The 16042-nt window shown below is 66.2% G+C and carries 20 protein-coding genes; 12 read left to right on the plus strand and 8 right to left on the minus strand.

Features of this window, described 5'->3' with window-relative positions; genetic code table 11:
• Positions 1 to 81: 81 nt before the first annotated feature.
• Both H9532_RS12040 and H9532_RS12045 read left to right on the plus strand, forming a co-directional pair.
• Positions 82 to 1653 carry an NAD(P)H-quinone oxidoreductase subunit N gene (locus H9532_RS12040; RefSeq protein ID WP_296368802.1) on the plus strand — a complete coding sequence of 524 codons (1572 nt, stop codon included), beginning with the start codon at positions 82 to 84 and terminating at the stop codon, positions 1651 to 1653.
• Complete coding sequence (locus H9532_RS12045) at positions 1653 to 2363, plus strand: ABC transporter ATP-binding protein (RefSeq protein WP_296368804.1); 711 nt, start codon at positions 1653 to 1655, stop codon at positions 2361 to 2363. Before H9532_RS12040 ends, H9532_RS12045 begins: the two co-directional genes overlap by 1 nt.
• Here H9532_RS12045 and H9532_RS12050 read toward each other — a convergent pair.
• Complete coding sequence (locus H9532_RS12050) at positions 2360 to 3397, minus strand: M23 family metallopeptidase (RefSeq protein WP_296368806.1); 1038 nt, start codon at positions 3395 to 3397, stop codon at positions 2360 to 2362. The two genes, H9532_RS12045 and H9532_RS12050, sit on opposite strands and share 4 nt — an antisense overlap.
• A gap of 279 nt (positions 3398 to 3676) precedes the next feature.
• Here H9532_RS12050 and H9532_RS12055 point away from each other — a divergent pair, with 279 nt between their 5' ends.
• Complete coding sequence (locus H9532_RS12055; protein WP_296368808.1) at positions 3677 to 3859, plus strand: hypothetical protein; 183 nt, start codon at positions 3677 to 3679, stop codon at positions 3857 to 3859.
• 111 nt (positions 3860 to 3970) lie between these two features.
• A complete protein-coding gene (locus H9532_RS16065) occupies positions 3971 to 4240 on the plus strand; it encodes a HEPN domain-containing protein (protein ID WP_366664571.1) in 270 nt (89 codons plus the stop codon).
• A 27-nt stretch (positions 4241 to 4267) separates the two neighbouring features.
• Here the strand turns inward: H9532_RS16065 and H9532_RS12060 are convergent, their stop codons facing one another.
• From H9532_RS12060 to H9532_RS12075, 4 genes are read right to left on the minus strand one after another with little or no spacing between them, the layout of a single operon-like run.
• Positions 4268 to 5023 carry a biotin--[acetyl-CoA-carboxylase] ligase gene (locus tag H9532_RS12060; RefSeq protein WP_296368810.1) on the minus strand — a complete coding sequence of 252 codons (756 nt, stop codon included), beginning with the start codon at positions 5021 to 5023 and terminating at the stop codon, positions 4268 to 4270.
• A complete protein-coding gene (locus H9532_RS12065; protein ID WP_296368812.1) occupies positions 5005 to 6225 on the minus strand; it encodes an aminotransferase class I/II-fold pyridoxal phosphate-dependent enzyme in 1221 nt (406 codons plus the stop codon). The genes H9532_RS12060 and H9532_RS12065 overlap by 19 nt, the downstream gene beginning before the upstream one ends.
• Positions 6212 to 6532 (minus strand): thioredoxin, encoded by a 321-nt coding sequence (gene trxA / locus H9532_RS12070; RefSeq protein ID WP_296368814.1) that lies wholly within the window; start codon positions 6530 to 6532, stop codon positions 6212 to 6214. The genes H9532_RS12065 and trxA overlap by 14 nt, the downstream gene beginning before the upstream one ends.
• 32 nt (positions 6533 to 6564) lie before the next feature.
• Positions 6565 to 7332: a PspA/IM30 family protein gene (locus tag H9532_RS12075; protein WP_296368816.1), complete on the minus strand. Its 768-nt coding sequence runs from the start codon at positions 7330 to 7332 to the stop codon at positions 6565 to 6567.
• 88 nt (positions 7333 to 7420) lie between these two features.
• Here H9532_RS12075 and H9532_RS12080 point away from each other — a divergent pair, with 88 nt between their 5' ends.
• Positions 7421 to 7975 (plus strand): DUF721 domain-containing protein, encoded by a 555-nt coding sequence (locus tag H9532_RS12080; RefSeq protein ID WP_296368818.1) that lies wholly within the window; start codon positions 7421 to 7423, stop codon positions 7973 to 7975.
• A gap of 18 nt (positions 7976 to 7993) precedes the next feature.
• Here H9532_RS12080 and H9532_RS12085 read toward each other — a convergent pair whose 3' ends face one another.
• Genes H9532_RS12085 through H9532_RS12095 form a run of 3 tightly spaced genes read right to left on the minus strand, consistent with a single transcriptional unit; the run spans position 7994 to position 11853 of the window.
• A complete protein-coding gene (locus tag H9532_RS12085; RefSeq protein ID WP_296368820.1) occupies positions 7994 to 9784 on the minus strand; it encodes a glycosyltransferase family 39 protein in 1791 nt (596 codons plus the stop codon).
• A gap of 33 nt (positions 9785 to 9817) precedes the next feature.
• Positions 9818 to 10894 (minus strand): glycosyltransferase, encoded by a 1077-nt coding sequence (locus tag H9532_RS12090; protein ID WP_296368821.1) that lies wholly within the window; start codon positions 10892 to 10894, stop codon positions 9818 to 9820.
• Entirely contained in the window at positions 10891 to 11853 is a 963-nt protein-coding gene (locus tag H9532_RS12095; RefSeq protein ID WP_296368824.1) for a DMT family transporter, read from the minus strand. Before H9532_RS12095 ends, H9532_RS12090 begins: the two co-directional genes overlap by 4 nt.
• A gap of 50 nt (positions 11854 to 11903) precedes the next feature.
• Between H9532_RS12095 and sppA the strand changes: the two genes are divergently transcribed.
• The 7 genes from sppA to yidC all read left to right on the plus strand — a co-directional run bounded on the left by sppA (position 11904) and on the right by yidC (position 16041).
• Entirely contained in the window at positions 11904 to 12716 is an 813-nt protein-coding gene (sppA, locus tag H9532_RS12100; protein ID WP_296368826.1) for a signal peptide peptidase SppA, read from the plus strand.
• Complete coding sequence (gene aroH / locus H9532_RS12105; protein WP_296368828.1) at positions 12713 to 13084, plus strand: chorismate mutase; 372 nt, start codon at positions 12713 to 12715, stop codon at positions 13082 to 13084. The genes sppA and aroH overlap by 4 nt, the downstream gene beginning before the upstream one ends.
• Before the next feature lie 109 nt (positions 13085 to 13193).
• Complete coding sequence (locus tag H9532_RS12110) at positions 13194 to 13778, plus strand: DUF2808 domain-containing protein (RefSeq protein ID WP_296368829.1); 585 nt, start codon at positions 13194 to 13196, stop codon at positions 13776 to 13778.
• A gap of 58 nt (positions 13779 to 13836) precedes the next feature.
• A complete protein-coding gene (rpmH, locus tag H9532_RS12115; protein ID WP_010303865.1) occupies positions 13837 to 13974 on the plus strand; it encodes a 50S ribosomal protein L34 in 138 nt (45 codons plus the stop codon).
• Positions 13975 to 14010: 36 nt separating this feature from the next.
• The gene (gene rnpA, locus H9532_RS12120) at positions 14011 to 14400 is read left to right on the plus strand and encodes a ribonuclease P protein component (RefSeq protein ID WP_296368832.1); all 390 of its coding nucleotides are present in this window, start codon (positions 14011 to 14013) and stop codon (positions 14398 to 14400) included.
• Positions 14397 to 14849 (plus strand): PH domain-containing protein, encoded by a 453-nt coding sequence (locus H9532_RS12125; protein WP_296368836.1) that lies wholly within the window; start codon positions 14397 to 14399, stop codon positions 14847 to 14849. Before rnpA ends, H9532_RS12125 begins: the two co-directional genes overlap by 4 nt.
• 55 nt (positions 14850 to 14904) lie before the next feature.
• Positions 14905 to 16041, plus strand: coding sequence for a membrane protein insertase YidC (gene yidC / locus H9532_RS12130; protein WP_296368837.1), 1137 nt, complete (start codon positions 14905 to 14907; stop codon positions 16039 to 16041).
• Position 16042 lies beyond the last annotated feature (1 nt).

The following is a 16042-nucleotide window of genomic DNA, read 5'->3' on the forward strand; positions in this document are numbered from 1 at the left end:
CGGTCAAGCCCTGGGGTGAGGCGACAAATCCCGCCGTCAGCGCGGCTACAGTCCTCGCCAACGGGCGACCCTGAACCAGCTGTGCTCTCTCTTCTGGCCGCCGCCGATCCCGGCGCCGCACCTGCGGTGAGTGCGATCACCTCCCTGCAGCTCAATGCAGGCGCGGTGGCACCGGAAGGTGCGGTACTCCTGGCGATGTTGGCCTGCCTGCTGGTGGATCTGGCCGGCGAGAAGGCCGCATCCCGCTGGGTCCCCCTCTTCTCTTACATCGGTCTTGGCAGCGCCCTGGGTCTGCTGGCGCTGCAGTGGAACGCTTCGCCACTGGAGCCCTCCTTCCTGGGCTCGTTCCTGGCCGACAACCTCGCCATTGCCTTCCGTGCCGTGGTGGCAGCCTCCACGCTGCTGTCTCTGCTGATCAGCTGGCGCTACGTGGAGCGCGCCGGCACACCGGTGGGTGAATACGCCGCAATCCTGCTGGCCGCCACCCTGGGCGCGATGTTGCTATGCGGCTCCACCGATCTGGTGAGCGTGTTCGTCTCGCTGGAAACCCTCTCGGTGGCCAGCTATCTGCTCTCCGGCTACATGAAGCGCGATGCGCGCAGCTCGGAGGCAGCACTGAAATATCTGCTGGTGGGCTCGGCGGCGGCGGCCGTGTTCCTCTACGGCGCCTCACTGCTTTATGGCCTCACGGGTGGCAGCACCAGCCTCGAAGCCGTGGGCATCGCGCTGCAAACCAGCGCCTCGCCGGTGGCGGCCCTCGCCCTGGTGTTTGTGCTCTCCACGGTGGCCTTCAAGATCGCGGCGGTGCCCTTCCACCAGTGGACGCCGGATGTCTATGAAGGCTCCCCCACTCCCGTTGTGGCCTTCCTCTCGGTGGGCTCGAAGGCAGCTGGTTTTGCCCTAGCCCTGCGCATCCTGGTGGGCTGCTTTGAGCCCTTCGAGACCCAGTGGAAGCTGCTGTTCACCGTGCTGGCGATCCTGAGCATGGTGCTGGGCAACGTGGTGGCCCTGGCCCAAACCTCCATGAAGCGGATGCTGGCCTACAGCTCCATCGGCCAGGCGGGCTTCGTGATGATCGGCCTGGTGTGCGGCACCGAAGACGGCTACGCCGCCATGGTGCTCTATATGGCGGCCTACCTGTTCATGAACCTGGGGGCTTTCGCCTGCATCATCCTGTTCTCGCTGCGCACGGGTTCCGATCGCATCAGTGATTACGCCGGCCTCTATCAAAAGGATCCACTGATCACCCTGGGCCTCAGCCTTTGCCTGCTCTCCCTGGGGGGCATCCCTCCGATGCTCGGTTTCTTCGGGAAGATTTATCTCTTCTTCGCCGGCTGGGCTGACGGCCAATACCTGCTGGTGGTGGTGGGCCTGCTCACCTCGGTGGTGTCGATCTACTACTACATCTCGGTGATCAAGATGATGGTGGTGAAGGAGCCTCAAGAAGCTTCTGAGGTGGTGAAGGCTTATCCAGAGACAACCTGGAATGTGGCTGGTCTTCAACCGCTGCGGGCCGCTCTGATTTCGTGCGTGGTGGTGACCGCTGTGGGAGGCATCCTTTCCAATCCTCTGTTCGGCTGGGCCAATGGAGCCGTGGCTGGCACCCCGATGCTGCAGAAAGCGCTGGCAGCCTCCGGCATGCCGATCGGCTGATGACCAGCCCCGCGGCTCCGCTGGTGGCGGAGCTCGATCACATCCGCAAGGTGTATGGCAGCGGCGACACCGCTGTTGCCGCACTGGATGATCTCTGCCTGAACGTACGCCGCGGTGAATACCTGGCGGTGATGGGCACCTCCGGCTCGGGCAAGAGCACGGCGATGAACATCCTGGGCTGCCTGGATCGCCCGAGCAGCGGCAGCTACCGCCTCAACGGCACCGCTGTGGAGCACCTCAGCGACGATCAACTGGCGGATCTACGCAACCGCGAACTGGGCTTTGTGTTTCAGCAGTTCCATCTGCTGCAGGAGCTCACCGCCCTGGAGAATGTGATGCTGCCAATGGTGTACGCCGGAGTGCCGGCGGAACGGCGCCGCGAACTCGGCATCGCGGCGCTGCAACGGGTGGGATTAGGCGAGCGGCTGCACAACAAACCCAACCAGCTCTCCGGCGGCCAGCAGCAACGGGTGGCGGTGGCCCGGGCGATCATCAACAACCCCAATCTGCTGCTGGCGGATGAACCCACCGGCGCCCTCGATTCCCGCACCACCAAGGAGGTGTTGGATCTGTTTGATGAGCTGCACCGCGAGCAGGGGATGACAATCCTGCTGGTGACTCACGAACACGATGTGGCCGCCCGCGCCGAGCGCATCGTGCATTTCCACGATGGGCGGCTCGTGGATAGCGGCGCAGGTTCCCAGGCTTAGGTCTTCGCCTGAGGCCGCTCCAGGCTTTGCAGCAGCTGGCCCATCAGCAGCGCGATCGCATCGCTGCCCTTGAGGCCATTGCCGGGGTCGAAGTCGCCCGGATCGATCGCCACCCAACCGCCGGCCGCCGGCTCCCGCAGCTCGAAATGCAGATGCGGACCGGTGCTCAACCCTGTGCTGCCCACCCGGCCGATCACCTCGCCCTGGCGCACCACATCACCGGCTTTCACATAGAACTCGGAGAGGTGCCCATAGAGGCTGCGCCGCAGCGGCCGCTGATGTTCCACCTCCACGGCCAGGCCGTAGCCGCCCGCAAGACCACTGCTCACCACCCTGCCGCTCAAGACCGCCACCACCGGAGTGCCCTCAGGCGCCGCCAGATCTTCACCGGCATGCAACCGCCAAGCCCCAAGCAGGGGATGCAGGCGCCAGCCGAAGCCGCTGGTATTCACCGCGCTGCCGATGATCGGCAGCAGCAGGCTGCGGTTGCCATTGCCCAGCACCGGCGCGGGACGAGGCGTGACCCGAAACACACTGGCCAGGTTGAAACTGCCGCCATTGCCGGCGAGCAGAGCCGACACCGGCACGGTGAGCGGCGGCAGGGGCATGCCATCGGCACCGATACGACCGCCCCAGGCGGTGTTGCCATTGCTGCCGCTGCGGCGACCCCATCGCAGCGCAATCCCGCCGCGGCATTCCCGGGCGGAGAGCGCACCACCCCGGCAAGCCTGCTGGAACGCTCCCACATCCAGCGGAGCCAGCGCACCGCCGCCGCCACCGCGCACGAGGTTGCGCTCGCTGGGGGTCACCACCCCTTGGCGCACGAGTTCATCGAGGGATTGATCGAAACGTTTTGGCGCCGTTGCTGCACCACTCAGCCGCGCGGGATCAGGCCGCAGCGGCCCGGCGGTGCTCCCCGGCGGGGGCAACAGCGGCGCCACCGGTGCCGATGTTGCCGATGGCGTCTCAGGCTGGGAAGCCTCCAGCTGGGCCCAGGCCAGACCTCCGCCGAGCAGCGCGGGCAGCGCCACCATCAGGCTCAGCGGTTGGAGGCGAGGCACAGCTATCGCATACAAAGCGGCTCAAACTCTAGAAACCCCGCCGCAACACAGCTAGGACATCCCAACGACCCAAGCACCGACTTCAAGAACAGGCGAGGATGCCTCCATGACCGGCACACCATCCCCACTCGTTACCGCAGAGGCACTGCAGGCCTTCACCTCAAGGTTGGTCCAACATTTCACCCCTCAGAAAGTGATTCTGTTCGGCTCCCTGGCCGCGGTGAGGGTCAGTGGGATTCCGATGCTGACCTGATGGTGGTGATGCCCTTTGAAGGCTCCCATCTCCACAAAATCCGCGAGATCCGCAAAACCTGTCAAGCCACATTTCCGCTAGACCTGCTGCTCTGGCGCCCCGAAGAAGCAGCTGTTCGCTATCAACAAGGTGACCCTTTCCTACGGGAAGCCCTCGACCACGGGCAACTTCTGTATGGCTGAGTCAGATCTGAGCCCATTGGTTCAGCAACGGATTCAGAAAGCCGAGGATGACTGGGAGGCAGCGCGACTGCTGATCACCAGTCCCTCACAAGCAGCAACCACCTGTTTCCACTGCAGCAATGTGCCGAGAAACTCCTCAAAGCGGCGCTGTTGGCAAGCGGAGGCGCCATTCCAAAAACGCACGACCTCAACACTCTGTCCACTCTGCTGAGCGGCCTTGATCCCACTTGGGTTTGGGATCTGGATGTTCTCGAGGAGTTGAGCACCAACGCTGTCGCCAGCCGATATCCGGGTGACACGCTCGATCCTCAAGATGCTGTGAACACCACGCATCGCGCCGGCGAGCTGCGATCCGCTCTGTTAAAGCGCTTGGCGTTTTAGGCCGGAAACTGACGTTTTCAGAAGCACTCAGAACTGACGTATCAGCACAACCTCCGTGTTGTTTCTGCAAAGCCGCAAACCTCCATCAGCCGCCAAGCCCGCCACGCTCCAGAGCTCGCCGTTGTGCTCAATTCCATCGGGTTGCCAGAGGCGCTGCTCTACCTGACGCCGCACCAGCTCGGGCTGATCGGCGGCCGCTGCTGCCCACTCCAGGCCCCGCAACAGCCGCGCAGCGAGGCACGCCGGCTGGGCCTGGGGGTGCTGACGCTGGCCCAGGGCCTCCGCCAGGTTGATGGCACCGGCGGGCACCCGGTTCAGCCCATTCAGTCCCACCCCAAGCTGGGCGTAGCGCACCCGGCCGCCGCGCCAACGCAGCCGCGGCAGGATGCCAGCCAGCTTGCGGCCATCGATCAACAGATCATTGGGCCACTTGATCTGAGGCTTCAGCCCGAGCGACTCCAGTTGCAGCGCGATCCCCACCGCCGCGGCCAGGGCCAGCGAGGCCGCTTCCGCAGGCTGAGCCGGCCAGGGCAGGGCAGCACTCAGCCAAACACCCCCGGGCGGCGACTGCCACACCCGGCCCTGTTGCCCATGACCATGGCGCTGCTGCTGCGCCAGCAACGCCAACGGCGGCTGGACGCCGGCCGCAAGCCAACGCTCCAGCTCCAGTTCTGTGCTGGCGCACACCGGCAGCACCCTCAGCCGCCAAGCCAGCGGTTGATCCGCCGGAATCCGCCGCAAGGCAGCGGCAATCGAAGCGGCCGTCAGAGCTGAGCCAGCCAAGCCACCATCCGCTGGGCACCGGCCTCGAGTTGCTCGATCGGATGCACCAGCGCCAATCGGGCAAACCCCTCGCCGCCTGGACCAAAACCATTGCCCGGCGTGAGGCACACCCCGCTGGCTTCCAGCAGCTGGGCACAGAACGGCTCCGAATCCAAACCCGCAGCGCGGGCACGGTCCGGCAGCTCCAGCCACAGATACAGCGCCATTGAGGGGATCCGCAGCGGCCAGCCGGCCTGTTGCAGCACCGCAGCCATCCGATCACGCCGTTCGCGGTAGATCGGCTTGATGCGCTCGGGCCAATCGCCGGCCTGCTCCAAAGCCGCAATAGCGCCAGCCTGAAGCGCCGTGCTCTGGTTGAAATCCACCACACCCTTCAGCTGCCGCAGTGCCGTGATCAAGGGCTCAGCGCCAATGGCGAAGGCAATGCGGTAGCCCCCCAGGCACCAGCCCTTGGAAAACGAGAAAAACTCAATCCCGCACTGGCGCCAGAGCGGTGAGCGCAGCAGTGCCGGTGCGTCACCCTCCAGAGCCAGATCCACGTAGGGGTTGTCGTGGGCAAACACCACGCCGTGGCGTACGGCCCGCTCAGCAGCCTCATCCACCCAATCCTGTTGGCCCGTGGTGGCGGTGGGGTTGTGGGGAAAGCCCAGAACCATCAGCTTGAGGGCATCCCAGGCACTAGTGCTGAGCTGATCAAAGCGGGGCGCAAAGCCCTGAGCCGGATCGAGCTTGAGGAAATGCGGCTCGGCTGAGGCGAGGCGAAGACCGCCGAGATGGGAGGGGTAGTAGGGATCAAGCAACAACGCAGGATCACCCGGGTTGAGCACAGCCAGAGGCAGGTGGGCTGTGCCCTCCTGAGAGCCCACCAGCAGCAACACCTCCCGCTCCGGATCCACCGAAACCCCGAAGCGTCGCCCTGCCCAGGCCGCCACGGCCTCACGAAATGGCAGGGTGGCGCCATGCAGGCAGTAAGCAGCGCTCTCTGGCCGTCCCAGCTGATCGCGGATCGCCTGGATCGCCGCTTCAGGGGGCTGGAGGTCGGTCGAACCAAGCGAGAGATCCAGCAGGGGCGGCTGACCGGATGCCGCAGCAGCGAGCCGGTAGGCCTGCTTGCGCTGATCGTTGCGGGCGAACACACCGCTGCCGAGAGCAGCAACCCGATCGGAGCGATGCAGTGCCGTCAGCGCCTCAGAGATGGGCATCCAGGAAGGCCTTGAGCTGGGGTTGAGCCATGGCACCTTCGTGGCGTGCCACCTCCTGGCCGTTCTTGAAAATCACGAGGGTGGGCAGGCCCTGAATCCCCATCTGATCGCGGGCCGTTGGGTTGGGATCGGCCTCGAGCTTGCCCACAGCCAGCTGGCCGGCGTATTCACCGGCAGCCCAATCCATCATCGGGGCCATCAGCCGGCAGGGCCCACACCACTCGGCCCACACATCCACGAGCACCGGGGTGGTGGCATCCAGCACCTCGGCCTGGAAGTTGGCATCAGTGAGGTGCAGAACAGACACGGCGACAGTCAACGCTGCGGCGATTGTATGGATCAGAGCTTGTCGATCGAGCGCTTCAGCTCCTCGAGCTCCGCATCCACCTCCTCCACCTTCACCGGTTGCACCGCACCGCCCGCTTCAGGCAGTGCCGCCGCCGGAGCAGTGCCGGCCAGCTTGCCCTTCAGGGCGGCCAGTTCGTCATCCACCTCAGGCGCACCTTCGAGGGCAGCGAACTGACTCTCCAGATCAGCACCAGCCAGCTCAGCGGCTGCCTGGCTGCGGGCTTCGAGGCTTTGCACCTTCTCCTCCATCCGCTCGAAGGCGGCCATGGAGCTGTTGGTGCCGAGGTTGCCCACAGCGCTCTGCAGCTGCTCCTGGGCCTGAGCCGCCTGGGCCCGGGCCTTGAGCATGTCTTTCTTGGTTTTGGCCTCGGCGATCTTGCTCTCGAGCTTCACCAGGCTCTGCTTGAGCTGCTCCACCTGACCGGCCTGGCTCTGGAGCTGGGTGTTGAGCGCCGTGGCGGTGTCCTGGCAGGTTTTGCGGCGGCCCAAGGCCTCGCGCGCCAGGTCTTCCTCGCCTTTCTTCAGCGCCAGTTCAGCGCGCTCATACCAAGTGTTGGCCTGGGCTTCGGCTTGCTCGGCCTGGTTCTGAATGCGCTTCTGGCTAGCGATCGCTGTCGCCACCGCCTGGCGCAGCTTCACCAGGTCGGCCTGCATGTCGGCCACCGACTGATCGAGGATCTTGGCCGGATCCTCCATGGCCCCCACCACGGCATTGGCGTTCGCGCGCACCAGACGGCTGAGGCGATCAAAAAAGCCCATGGCTAGGGATACGGGGCAGGCGACGAGGCTAACCAGTGCCCGCCGCAGCGGCACAGCGTGATTGCCGCATCTCCCGTAGCGTGACGCCATGCCTGCCGCCCCCCGCAATCAAACCCGGCGCCAGGGCAGCGTGAACCTGCTGGTGCCGCCACCGCGGCCACCGCTGCAAACCGTGGTGGGCTGCTTGGAGCAGCTGCAGCGCCAGTGGCAGCGCGACGAAAACCTGGCGGCCCTGTGGCAGGCCTGGCCAAAGATTGCTGGCGCCCAACTCGCCCCCCATTGCCGGCCGCTGCGGCTGCAGGGCGGGCGCCTGGTGGTGGGCGCCAGCCATCCCCAATGGCTGCAAGCGCTGCGCTTCAACAAACACCGCTTGCTGGGTGCCCTCCGCGGTGCTGGCTTTTCGGTGAAGGATCTGGTGCTGCAGCAGCATCAAGCCACCCCCCTCCCTCCCTTCGGCAGCGATGAAGAGGCGCAGGTGTGGGCGCACCACCCCAGCCGCGTCGATGTGTTCGGCATGGCCAGCTGCCCCAGCTGCCAGCGACCAGCCCCCACCGGTGAACTGCAGCGCTGGGGGCACTGCAGCTTCTGCCAGCGAGAACGAATGGACAACGGCGTCGCCATGGGGACACCCGCCGACGGCTGAGCGCATGCCCTGCTGAGCTCAGTAGCGCTCGGGCCTCGGCTGCTGCCAATCCGGCGGGGGCAAGCCCGCAACCCGCAAGTGCTGGGCCCATTGATCCAGGGCTTGCCGTGGCACCCGCCAAAGGGCAAACAAGCCCTCCTGTGCCAGGGGCTGGTGGGCCAGACCCCGCCAATGGGGTAGCTGGGCGGTGCGTTGATCGATCACCACCAACACGGTGTTGCTGGCGGCCGCCGGGGATGGTTGCTGCCCGGCGCGGCGCTCCTTCCATAGGCGGTCGTTGAGGTTGAGCGGGCCATTGGCCTGCACGCCCTCGTAGATCACCACCTGATCGGTATAGAAGTGCAGTGAGGGCTTGAGGATCCCGACCATCGCCAGGGGTTCGCCGCTGCGCCTCTGATCCAAGGCAGCGGCTGCGAGGCGCCGCAGCGGTGCCTGCCGCAGGCGATCACCCAGGGCCACCAGGGGCTGCAGAGCCGTGACGACAAACGTCACCACTGCCAGCTGCTGGGCCAGCAGCCAACCCCGCCGCCATGGAGTCTGGGCCCACCAGAGCAGCACCCCGGCCAACAAGGCAAGGCCAAAACAGGCGGCGGCGCGGCTGAGCAGTCCACCCGCCAGCAGCTCGGCCGGCAGGGTGGGCAGTTCAGGTTCGTTGATCAGCGGTACCCAGCGATCGGAGGCCGCCAACCCCGCCGCCAGCACGGCCTGCAGCGCCAGGGTGCTCACCATCACCCAGCGCGCCGGGCGCTGCTGCGCCGCCATGGCGATCAACAGACCGGCGGCAGGGGTGGCAGGGATCCAGTAGCTGGGCAGTTTGGTGGCCGCCAGGGTGAAAAACAGCAGCACTGCCAGCAGCCAGCAGATGGCGTAGCGCTGCAGGGATTGCTCGGGCGGAAGGCTGGCCGCTCGGCTGCTGAACCCTCCCACCAATCCGGCGAGCAGTAGGGGGGTGAACGGCAGCGAAGCCACCACCAGCACCGGCAGGAAAAACCACCAAGGCTGCAGGTGGTTGTTCACCACGCCGGTGAAGCGCTGCAGGTTGTGGTATCCGAAAAAGCTGTCGATGAAGGGGCGCCCTTCCACCAGCGCCGCCAGGCCGTACCAAGGGAGGGCCACCAAAGCCGTCATGGCGAGTCCAGGCCAAGGGCGCAGCCGGGCCATCAGCCCGCGCAGATCGCGCTGCCAGAGGCCAAAGGCACACAGTGTGAGAGCGGCCAGCACCAGCGCCACGGGCCCCTTGGCCAGCACCGCCAGCCCCAAGAGGATCCAGGCCAACCAGCACCAGCCGCCACCGGCGTAACAACGCCAGAACAGCAGCAGCACGGCCCCGAGCAAACCGGTGAGCAAAGCATCGCTCACGGCGATGCGGCTCCACAGCAACACCAGCGGTGAGAGAGCAAAAGCCAGCGCAGCACTCACCGCGGTGATCGCCTGCTGGGAAGGCAGAGGCGAGCGTCCGCCAGGCAAGGGCTGGGGCCAGCGCAGCAGCGTGGCCGCGATCACCAGCATCAAGCCCACACTGCTCAGGGCCGACGGCAACCGCGCCGCCCAGGTGCCGAGGGGATCCCATTGCGGCTGGCCGGGCAAGGCGTAGATCAGCCCCATCAGCCAGTACACCAGCGGTGGCTTGTCGTAGCGGGGCAAGCCATTCACCCGGGGAATCAGCCAGTCGCCCGTGCGCGCCATGGCCCGGGCCGAGGCGGCAAACAGCGGTGGCGTTTCATCCACCAACCCCGTGCTGCCAAGCCCCCAAACAAACAGGGCAAGGCCGCAGATCAGCACCAACGGCAACACGAACCTGCGGGGCACCAGGGCGAGCTGCGTCAGGCACGACGTTATCGCTTACGGCTGCAGCCCCTGCTCCAACCAGGCCTCGATGCGCTCCGCCAGCACAGCCCGCGATGCGTGCCGCTCCACCCACTGGCGGCAGGCGCTGCGATCGATCTGCTCCACCCGCTCCACCGCCTCCACCAGGGCCGTCACGTCGTCGGGGGCCACCAGCCAGCCATTCACACCAGGCTGCACCAGCTCGCCCGGCCCACCGCGGCGGTAGGCCACCACAGGCACACCACAGGCCATGGCCTCCACCACCACGTTGCCGTAGGCCTCATTCCATTTGGGCGTGTTGAGCAGCGCCCGGCAACTACCCAGCTCCGCCTGCAGCTGTGCCGTGGGCAGAAAACCACGCCATTGCAACGTGCACTCCGGCACGGAGGCCTCCACCGCGGCGGCATAGGCCTCGTCTTCCACCAGGCCCCACACCGCCAGGGGTAGCCCGCAGCGGGCCGCCGCCGCCGCCGCATCCTCAAGGCCCTTCTCCGGCGCCACACGACCCACCCACCCCAGCAGCACTTCGGGCTGAGCTCTGAACTGATAGGCGCTCAGATCGAAGCCATTCCCCACCAGCAGCGGCGGATGGGCCAGGGCGAAGTCGGCAGCCTGAGCAGCGGTGTGAAAGGCCAGGCGACGCTGATCCCAGGCGGCCACCTCGGCGATCACCGCATCCATGGCGGCGTTCACCGAACCCATGCTCACCAGGTGAAACAGCGGCAGCGGCGCTGTTGGCGTGAGCCAGAAAGGCAGCCAGTCGTAGCCGAGGTTGAGCACCGCCTCAAAGCCCGCCGCTGGCGCCTCAGTGAGAACCCGCTGCCAAAAACGAGCCAGCAAGGCATCCGCCGGCATGGTGATCAGCGCCTCGCGGCCCTGGTGCTGCACGCTCGGCTGAGGCGACCCACCGCAACTCCAGAGCTCTGCAGCCGCGCAATCAGCCGGCAGCTCCGAGCCTTGGGCCGCCAACACGGTGATCCGATGCCCCCGCTGCAGCAGCCCTGCCACCAAGCCGGCGAGGGTGAGCTCCACCCCGCCGCCGCGGCCGCTGCCCAGAGGCCCAAGGGCCGTGGCCACCACCAACAGCTTCATGGCACCACTTCAGCCGCTGCGCCGCCGGGATGCCAGAGCAAGGCACGGCGATTAATCAGCACCACGCTCACCAGGGCCAGAGCAGCACCCAGCCACTGCAGCGGCTCCAGTTGCTCGTCGAGCAGCACCACACCGCAGAGCAAGGCGAACACCGGCGTGAGGAAGGTGAGCGACGTGAAGCTGGTGAGATCGCCGTGGTTCGCGAACCAGAAAAACAAGCCGTAGGCCACGGCACTACCGAGCAACGCGGCGTAGACCATCAATCCCCACTCCAGCGGGCTCCAGTGGGGCCAAAACGCCGGCGCTTCCGCGCCAAAGGCCGGCAGCATCGCCGATCCGACCAGGAGCGGCAGAGCACCCAACAGCATGTGCCAACCCGTCACCGCGACCGCATCGCTATGACGGCAGGCGTAGCGGCTGATCACGGTGCCAACGGCCATGGCCAGGGCGGCGGCAAGCATCCAGAGCTCGCCATGGCTCCAGGCCTGATCCCCCAGGAACTCAGGTCCCATCAACCACCAGTGGCGCAGCAGTGGAGCCGGCAAGCCCAGGCAGAGGATTCCGAGCAACCCCACCAACAGCCCTAGCCAGCCCACCGGATTGATCGCATCACCGAACAAGCTGCGGGCCAGCAGAGCCACCAGCAGCGGCTGCGAATCGATCAGCACCGAACCCAGACCAGCGCCCGTGCCCACCAGGCCGCGGGCGAGCAAGGCCTGAAAGGCGGTGGCATCAACCAGAGCAAACAGCGCCAGCCACAGCCAATCGCGCCGATCCACCCGCCAGTTGCCGCGCCAGAGCCAGGCGGCCAGCAGCAACACAACGCCCGCCGGCAGCAGCCGCATCCAAGCCAGGGTCAAGGGCCCTGCCTCCACCAGCAACGGCTTCATGGCCGCCATCGCCGTGCCCCAGAGGGCAAACGGCAACAACATCAGCAGCCAGCGCACGTTCACCAGCACCAGCGGGCTACAGGCTCCTTTTTAAGATCCAGCCACTGCACACCGCTTCGATGGTCTGGCCCTGGCGCCGCAAGTCCCGCCGCAAACTGGCACGCATCGCCATCGAAGGGGCGATTGCCTCGGGAACCCGTGAACGGGTGCTCAGAGCGCTGCGGGAGGTGGAGCAGCGCGAGTTCCCTGCCCTGCTACTGCGCATCGACAGCCCCGGCGGCACCGTTGGCGACAGCCAGGAGATCCATGCCGCCATTCAGCGACTGCGGGAGAAGGGCTGCCGGGTGGTGGCCAGCTTCGGCAACATCTCCGCCTCCGGCGGGGTGTATGTCGGCGTCGCAGCGGAGAAGATCGTGGCCAATGCCGGCTCGATCACCGGCTCCATCGGCGTGATCCTGCGCGGCAACAACCTCTCCCGGCTGCTGGAGCGGATCGGCGTGCAGTTTGAAACCGTCAAAAGCGGCCTTTATAAGGACATCCTTTCGCCGGACCGCGCCCTCACCGCCTCCGAGCGCCAGTTGCTGCAGGAACTGATCGACTCCAGCTACGCCCAGTTCGTGGCCGCTGTGGCTGAGGGCCGGGGCCTTGAGGAGAGCGCGGTGCGCAGCTTTGCCGATGGCCGCGTATTCAGCGGCGCCCAGGCGCTGGAGCTGGGCCTGGTGGATCGGCTAGGTGATGAGGAGAGCGCCCGCCGCTTGGCTTGTGAGCTTGCCGAACTCGACGTGGAGAAAACCAGGCCGGTCAACTTCGGGCAGCCCAAGAAGGGCCTGGCGGGGATGATCCCCGGCCGCAATCTGTTTGCCCGCCTCAGCGATGCACTCCACCTGGAGCTGGCCTGGAGCGGCCAACCCCTCTGGCTGCACCGCCCATGAGCACCTCCCAACTGCGGGCCCTGCGCGGCGCCACCACGGCCACGGCCAACACCAGCGCGGCCATCAGCGAGGCGGTGGCTGAGCTGATCGATGCCCTGGTGGAACGCAACAACCTCCAGGGAGGCCAGATCCTGTCGGTCACTTTTTCGGTGACTGCCGATCTCGATGCCATCTTCCCGGCCGCGATCGCCAGGCGGCGTGAGGGGTGGGATGGGGTGGCCCTGCTCGATTGCCAGCAGATGGCCGTGGCGGGAGATCTGCCCCGCTGCATCCGCCTGCTGGCCCATGCCTGGCTGGAGCAGCACCAGCCTGTTCGTCATGCCTACCTGCGTGACGCCTCCCGCCTGCGCCCCGACCTGGCCGGCTGAGTTGCACCTGGTCACAGCTTCCAACCCCCGGGCCGGCACCCTGCGGAGCCCCGGGGTCAGCTCCGGCTGCCAAGAATGGTTGCAACTAACCACTTGCCCGATCCAATCCATGGCTGGGTTCCGCATGGGTGCCGCTGGCACCGCTCTGGCAGCAGCCCTGGGGCTCGCCAGCGCCGCCGCCGCTCTCGCACCAATGCTTCCGGCCAAGGGCCAGGGCACCCCCGGGCTGGTTGAGTTCCGTTGGGACTCCAGCAAGGACTACCGCAAGCTCTACTACTTCATCACTGATACCAAGCGCCTGAAGCGCTCGGAGTATTACCTGATCCTCAAGCCCAAGGACCGCAAGACGGCGATCCTCAAGCTCACCGTGGGGATCCCCAAGAGCTTCGACACCAAGATCGATCCGAAGTTCGTCAAGCTCTGCTACATGAAGGAAGGCGGCATGCTCGCCCGCACCCGCTGCGAAGCCGATATTCCCGCCACTGTGGAGGTGGCTGCCGATGGCACCGCCATCGAGATCTTCCCGGATACACCGGTACCCGTGGGCAAGACCATCGGCGTGTACATCAACCTGTTCAATCCCTTCAACATCGGGATGTATCAGTTCAACGCGCTGGCCCAGGCCCCGGGTGACGTGCCCGTTTCGGGCTACCTCGGCAGCTGGGTGATCCAGATCGATCCCCAGGGGGATTGAGCCAAGGCGGACTGGTAGGTTGGGCGATCGACGTTGAAGGCGTAGCCGAGCCGGAGCCATGACCAAGCGCACCCTTGAAGGAACCAGCCGTAAGCGCAAGCGTGTGTCGGGCTTCCGCGTTCGCATGCGCAGCCACACCGGCCGCCGCGTGATCCGCTCCCGCCGGAAGCGCGGCCGCGCCCGCCTGGCCGTCTGAGCTTCCGGATCAACCGCCCCCGCCAGCCCGTTTCCCATGGTGTTATCCCGGGAACACAGGCTGCGGGGGCGGTTTGTGTTTGACCGCCTCTACCAGAAAGGCCAGCGCCATCACGGAAGCCTGATGGTGCTGCGTTGCCTGAACGCGCAGCCCGAACTGCTCAAACCCGATCCCCGCGACCACAGCCCCAACAGCTGCCGGCTGGCGGTGGTGGTGAGCACCAAGGTGAGCAAACGATCCGTGCGCCGCAATCAGCTGCGCCGCCTGTTCCACAGCCACCTCACGGCGGCTGTGCATGCGCTTCCGGATCAAGCCAGCGGCCGGTGGCTGCTGATCTCCCTCAAACCCGGCAGCGCCGAAGCCAGCGACGAGGCCCTGCTGGGAGAATGTTCTCAACTCCTCGCCAAGGCAGGTCTACGGCCATGACAGGCACGCCCAAGACGCCCCCGGTGGCTCCCGGAGCCAGCATCAACGAAGACGTCTTCTACGCAGGCGGGCCCGCCAAGGGCGACCTGATCACCAACCTGCTGTTCGGCCTCACCCTGATCGGCATCCCCTTCGCCGTGGGAGCGATCGTGCGGGCCCTGTGGCTGCGCTTCCGCATCACCAGCCGGCGCGTGGAAGTGAGCGGTGGATGGCTTGGCCGCGATCGCAGCCAGGTGGTGTACAGCCAGATCCGCGAGGTGCGCTCGGTGGCCCGCGGGCTCGGCTTCTGGGGCGACATGGTGCTCGTGCTCAACGACGGCACGAAGCTCGAGATGCGCGCCGTGCCCCACTACAAGGACGCCGAGGCTTACATCCAAGAGCGCATGGCGGCCAGCCCGGCCGCCAAGGCCAGCGCCAAAACCGGCTTCAACAACAACGCGGCGGCCTGAGCCATCCGCCTGACACACTGGCTCCACTTCCCTTCTCCCCGGACCTGCACACGCCGTGATCGGCTACATCTCCGACAACCTGCTGCTGCCGATCCTCGATTTCTTCTACGGATTGGTGCCGAGCTACGGCCTGGCGATCATTGCCCTCACCGTGGTGATCCGCCTGGCGCTGTTCCCCCTCAGTGCCGGCTCCATCCGCAGTGCCCGTCGCATGCGCATCGCCCAGCCGGTGATGCAGAAGCGGCAGGCCGAAATCAAGGCCAAGTACGCCAACAACCCCCAGAAGCAGCAGGAGGAGCTGGGGTCGCTGATGAAGGAATTCGGCAGCCCTCTCTCGGGTTGCCTGCCCCTGCTGGTGCAGATGCCGATCCTGTTCGCGCTGTTCGCCACCCTGCGCGGATCACCGTTCGCCGATGTGCCCTACACCCTCAACCTCAAGGTGCTGCCGGCTGAGCAGATTGCCGCCGTTGAACCCAAGCCGTTCAACAGCCCCAGCCATTCGATCTTCGTCACCGCCACCAATCACGTGCCGGTGGTAGCCAGCCTCGAGAAGGGCACCAAGCTCGGGGTGGGTGACACCGAAACGGTGAGCCTGCACACCAAAGATGGTTCCAGCTTCGCTTCGGTGCTGAGCGGCGTGGAGAACGGCAGTGCCTTCACCCCCACCTGGAGCGTCACCAAGGGTGAAGGCCTGGTGAGCGTCGATCAGAACGGCACCATTCACGCCATTGCCCCGGGCGATGTGACCGTGGAAGCCAAGATCCCCGGCCTGGCAGCCCGCAGCGGCTTCCTGTTCATCAAGGCCCTGGGCCAGGTGGGCTTCTACACCGATGGCGTCATCAACTGGGATATCGCCATCCTGGTAGCCGCCTTCGGCGCCAGCCTGTTTGTGAGCCAGATCCTCTCGGGGATGGGCATGCCCGCCAACCCGCAGCAGGCCACGGCCAACAAGATCACGCCCGTGATGATCACCGGCATGTTCCTGTTCTTCCCGCTGCCCGCGGGCGTGCTGCTCTACATGGTGGTGGCCAACATCTTCCAGGCCGCGCAAACCTTCCTGCTCTCCCGCGAAGCCCTGCCTGACAACCTGCAGGCGATCCTCGATCAGCAGCTGGCCACCGAAGCCAAGACGGTCACCGCCACCGTGAGCGGCAGCGAGCGCTTGCCCTTTGAGCCCAAGGGCAAGAAGTGAG

The sequence above is a fragment of the Vulcanococcus sp. Clear-D1 genome (assembly GCF_014654725.1).
Lineage (GTDB): Bacteria > Cyanobacteriota > Cyanobacteriia > PCC-6307 > Cyanobiaceae > Vulcanococcus.

Coding starts and splice junctions, on each gene's coding strand:
- H9532_RS12045 (WP_296368804.1), top strand. CDS start 1,653: ATGACCAGCCCCGCGGCTCCGCTGGTGGCGGAGCTCGATCACATCCGC.
- H9532_RS12050 (WP_296368806.1), bottom strand. CDS start 3,397: ATGGTGGCGCTGCCCGCGCTGCTCGGCGGAGGTCTGGCCTGGGCCCAG.
- H9532_RS12055 (WP_296368808.1), top strand. CDS start 3,677: ATGGTGGTGATGCCCTTTGAAGGCTCCCATCTCCACAAAATCCGCGAG.
- H9532_RS12065 (WP_296368812.1), bottom strand. CDS start 6,225: ATGCCCATCTCTGAGGCGCTGACGGCACTGCATCGCTCCGATCGGGTT.
- H9532_RS12075 (WP_296368816.1), bottom strand. CDS start 7,332: ATGGGCTTTTTTGATCGCCTCAGCCGTCTGGTGCGCGCGAACGCCAAT.
- H9532_RS12080 (WP_296368818.1), top strand. CDS start 7,421: ATGCCTGCCGCCCCCCGCAATCAAACCCGGCGCCAGGGCAGCGTGAAC.
- H9532_RS12090 (WP_296368821.1), bottom strand. CDS start 10,894: ATGAAGCTGTTGGTGGTGGCCACGGCCCTTGGGCCTCTGGGCAGCGGC.
- sppA (WP_296368826.1), top strand. CDS start 11,904: ATGGTCTGGCCCTGGCGCCGCAAGTCCCGCCGCAAACTGGCACGCATC.
- aroH (WP_296368828.1), top strand. CDS start 12,713: ATGAGCACCTCCCAACTGCGGGCCCTGCGCGGCGCCACCACGGCCACG.
- H9532_RS12110 (WP_296368829.1), top strand. CDS start 13,194: ATGGCTGGGTTCCGCATGGGTGCCGCTGGCACCGCTCTGGCAGCAGCC.
- rpmH (WP_010303865.1), top strand. CDS start 13,837: ATGACCAAGCGCACCCTTGAAGGAACCAGCCGTAAGCGCAAGCGTGTG.
- rnpA (WP_296368832.1), top strand. CDS start 14,011: ATGGTGTTATCCCGGGAACACAGGCTGCGGGGGCGGTTTGTGTTTGAC.
- H9532_RS12125 (WP_296368836.1), top strand. CDS start 14,397: ATGACAGGCACGCCCAAGACGCCCCCGGTGGCTCCCGGAGCCAGCATC.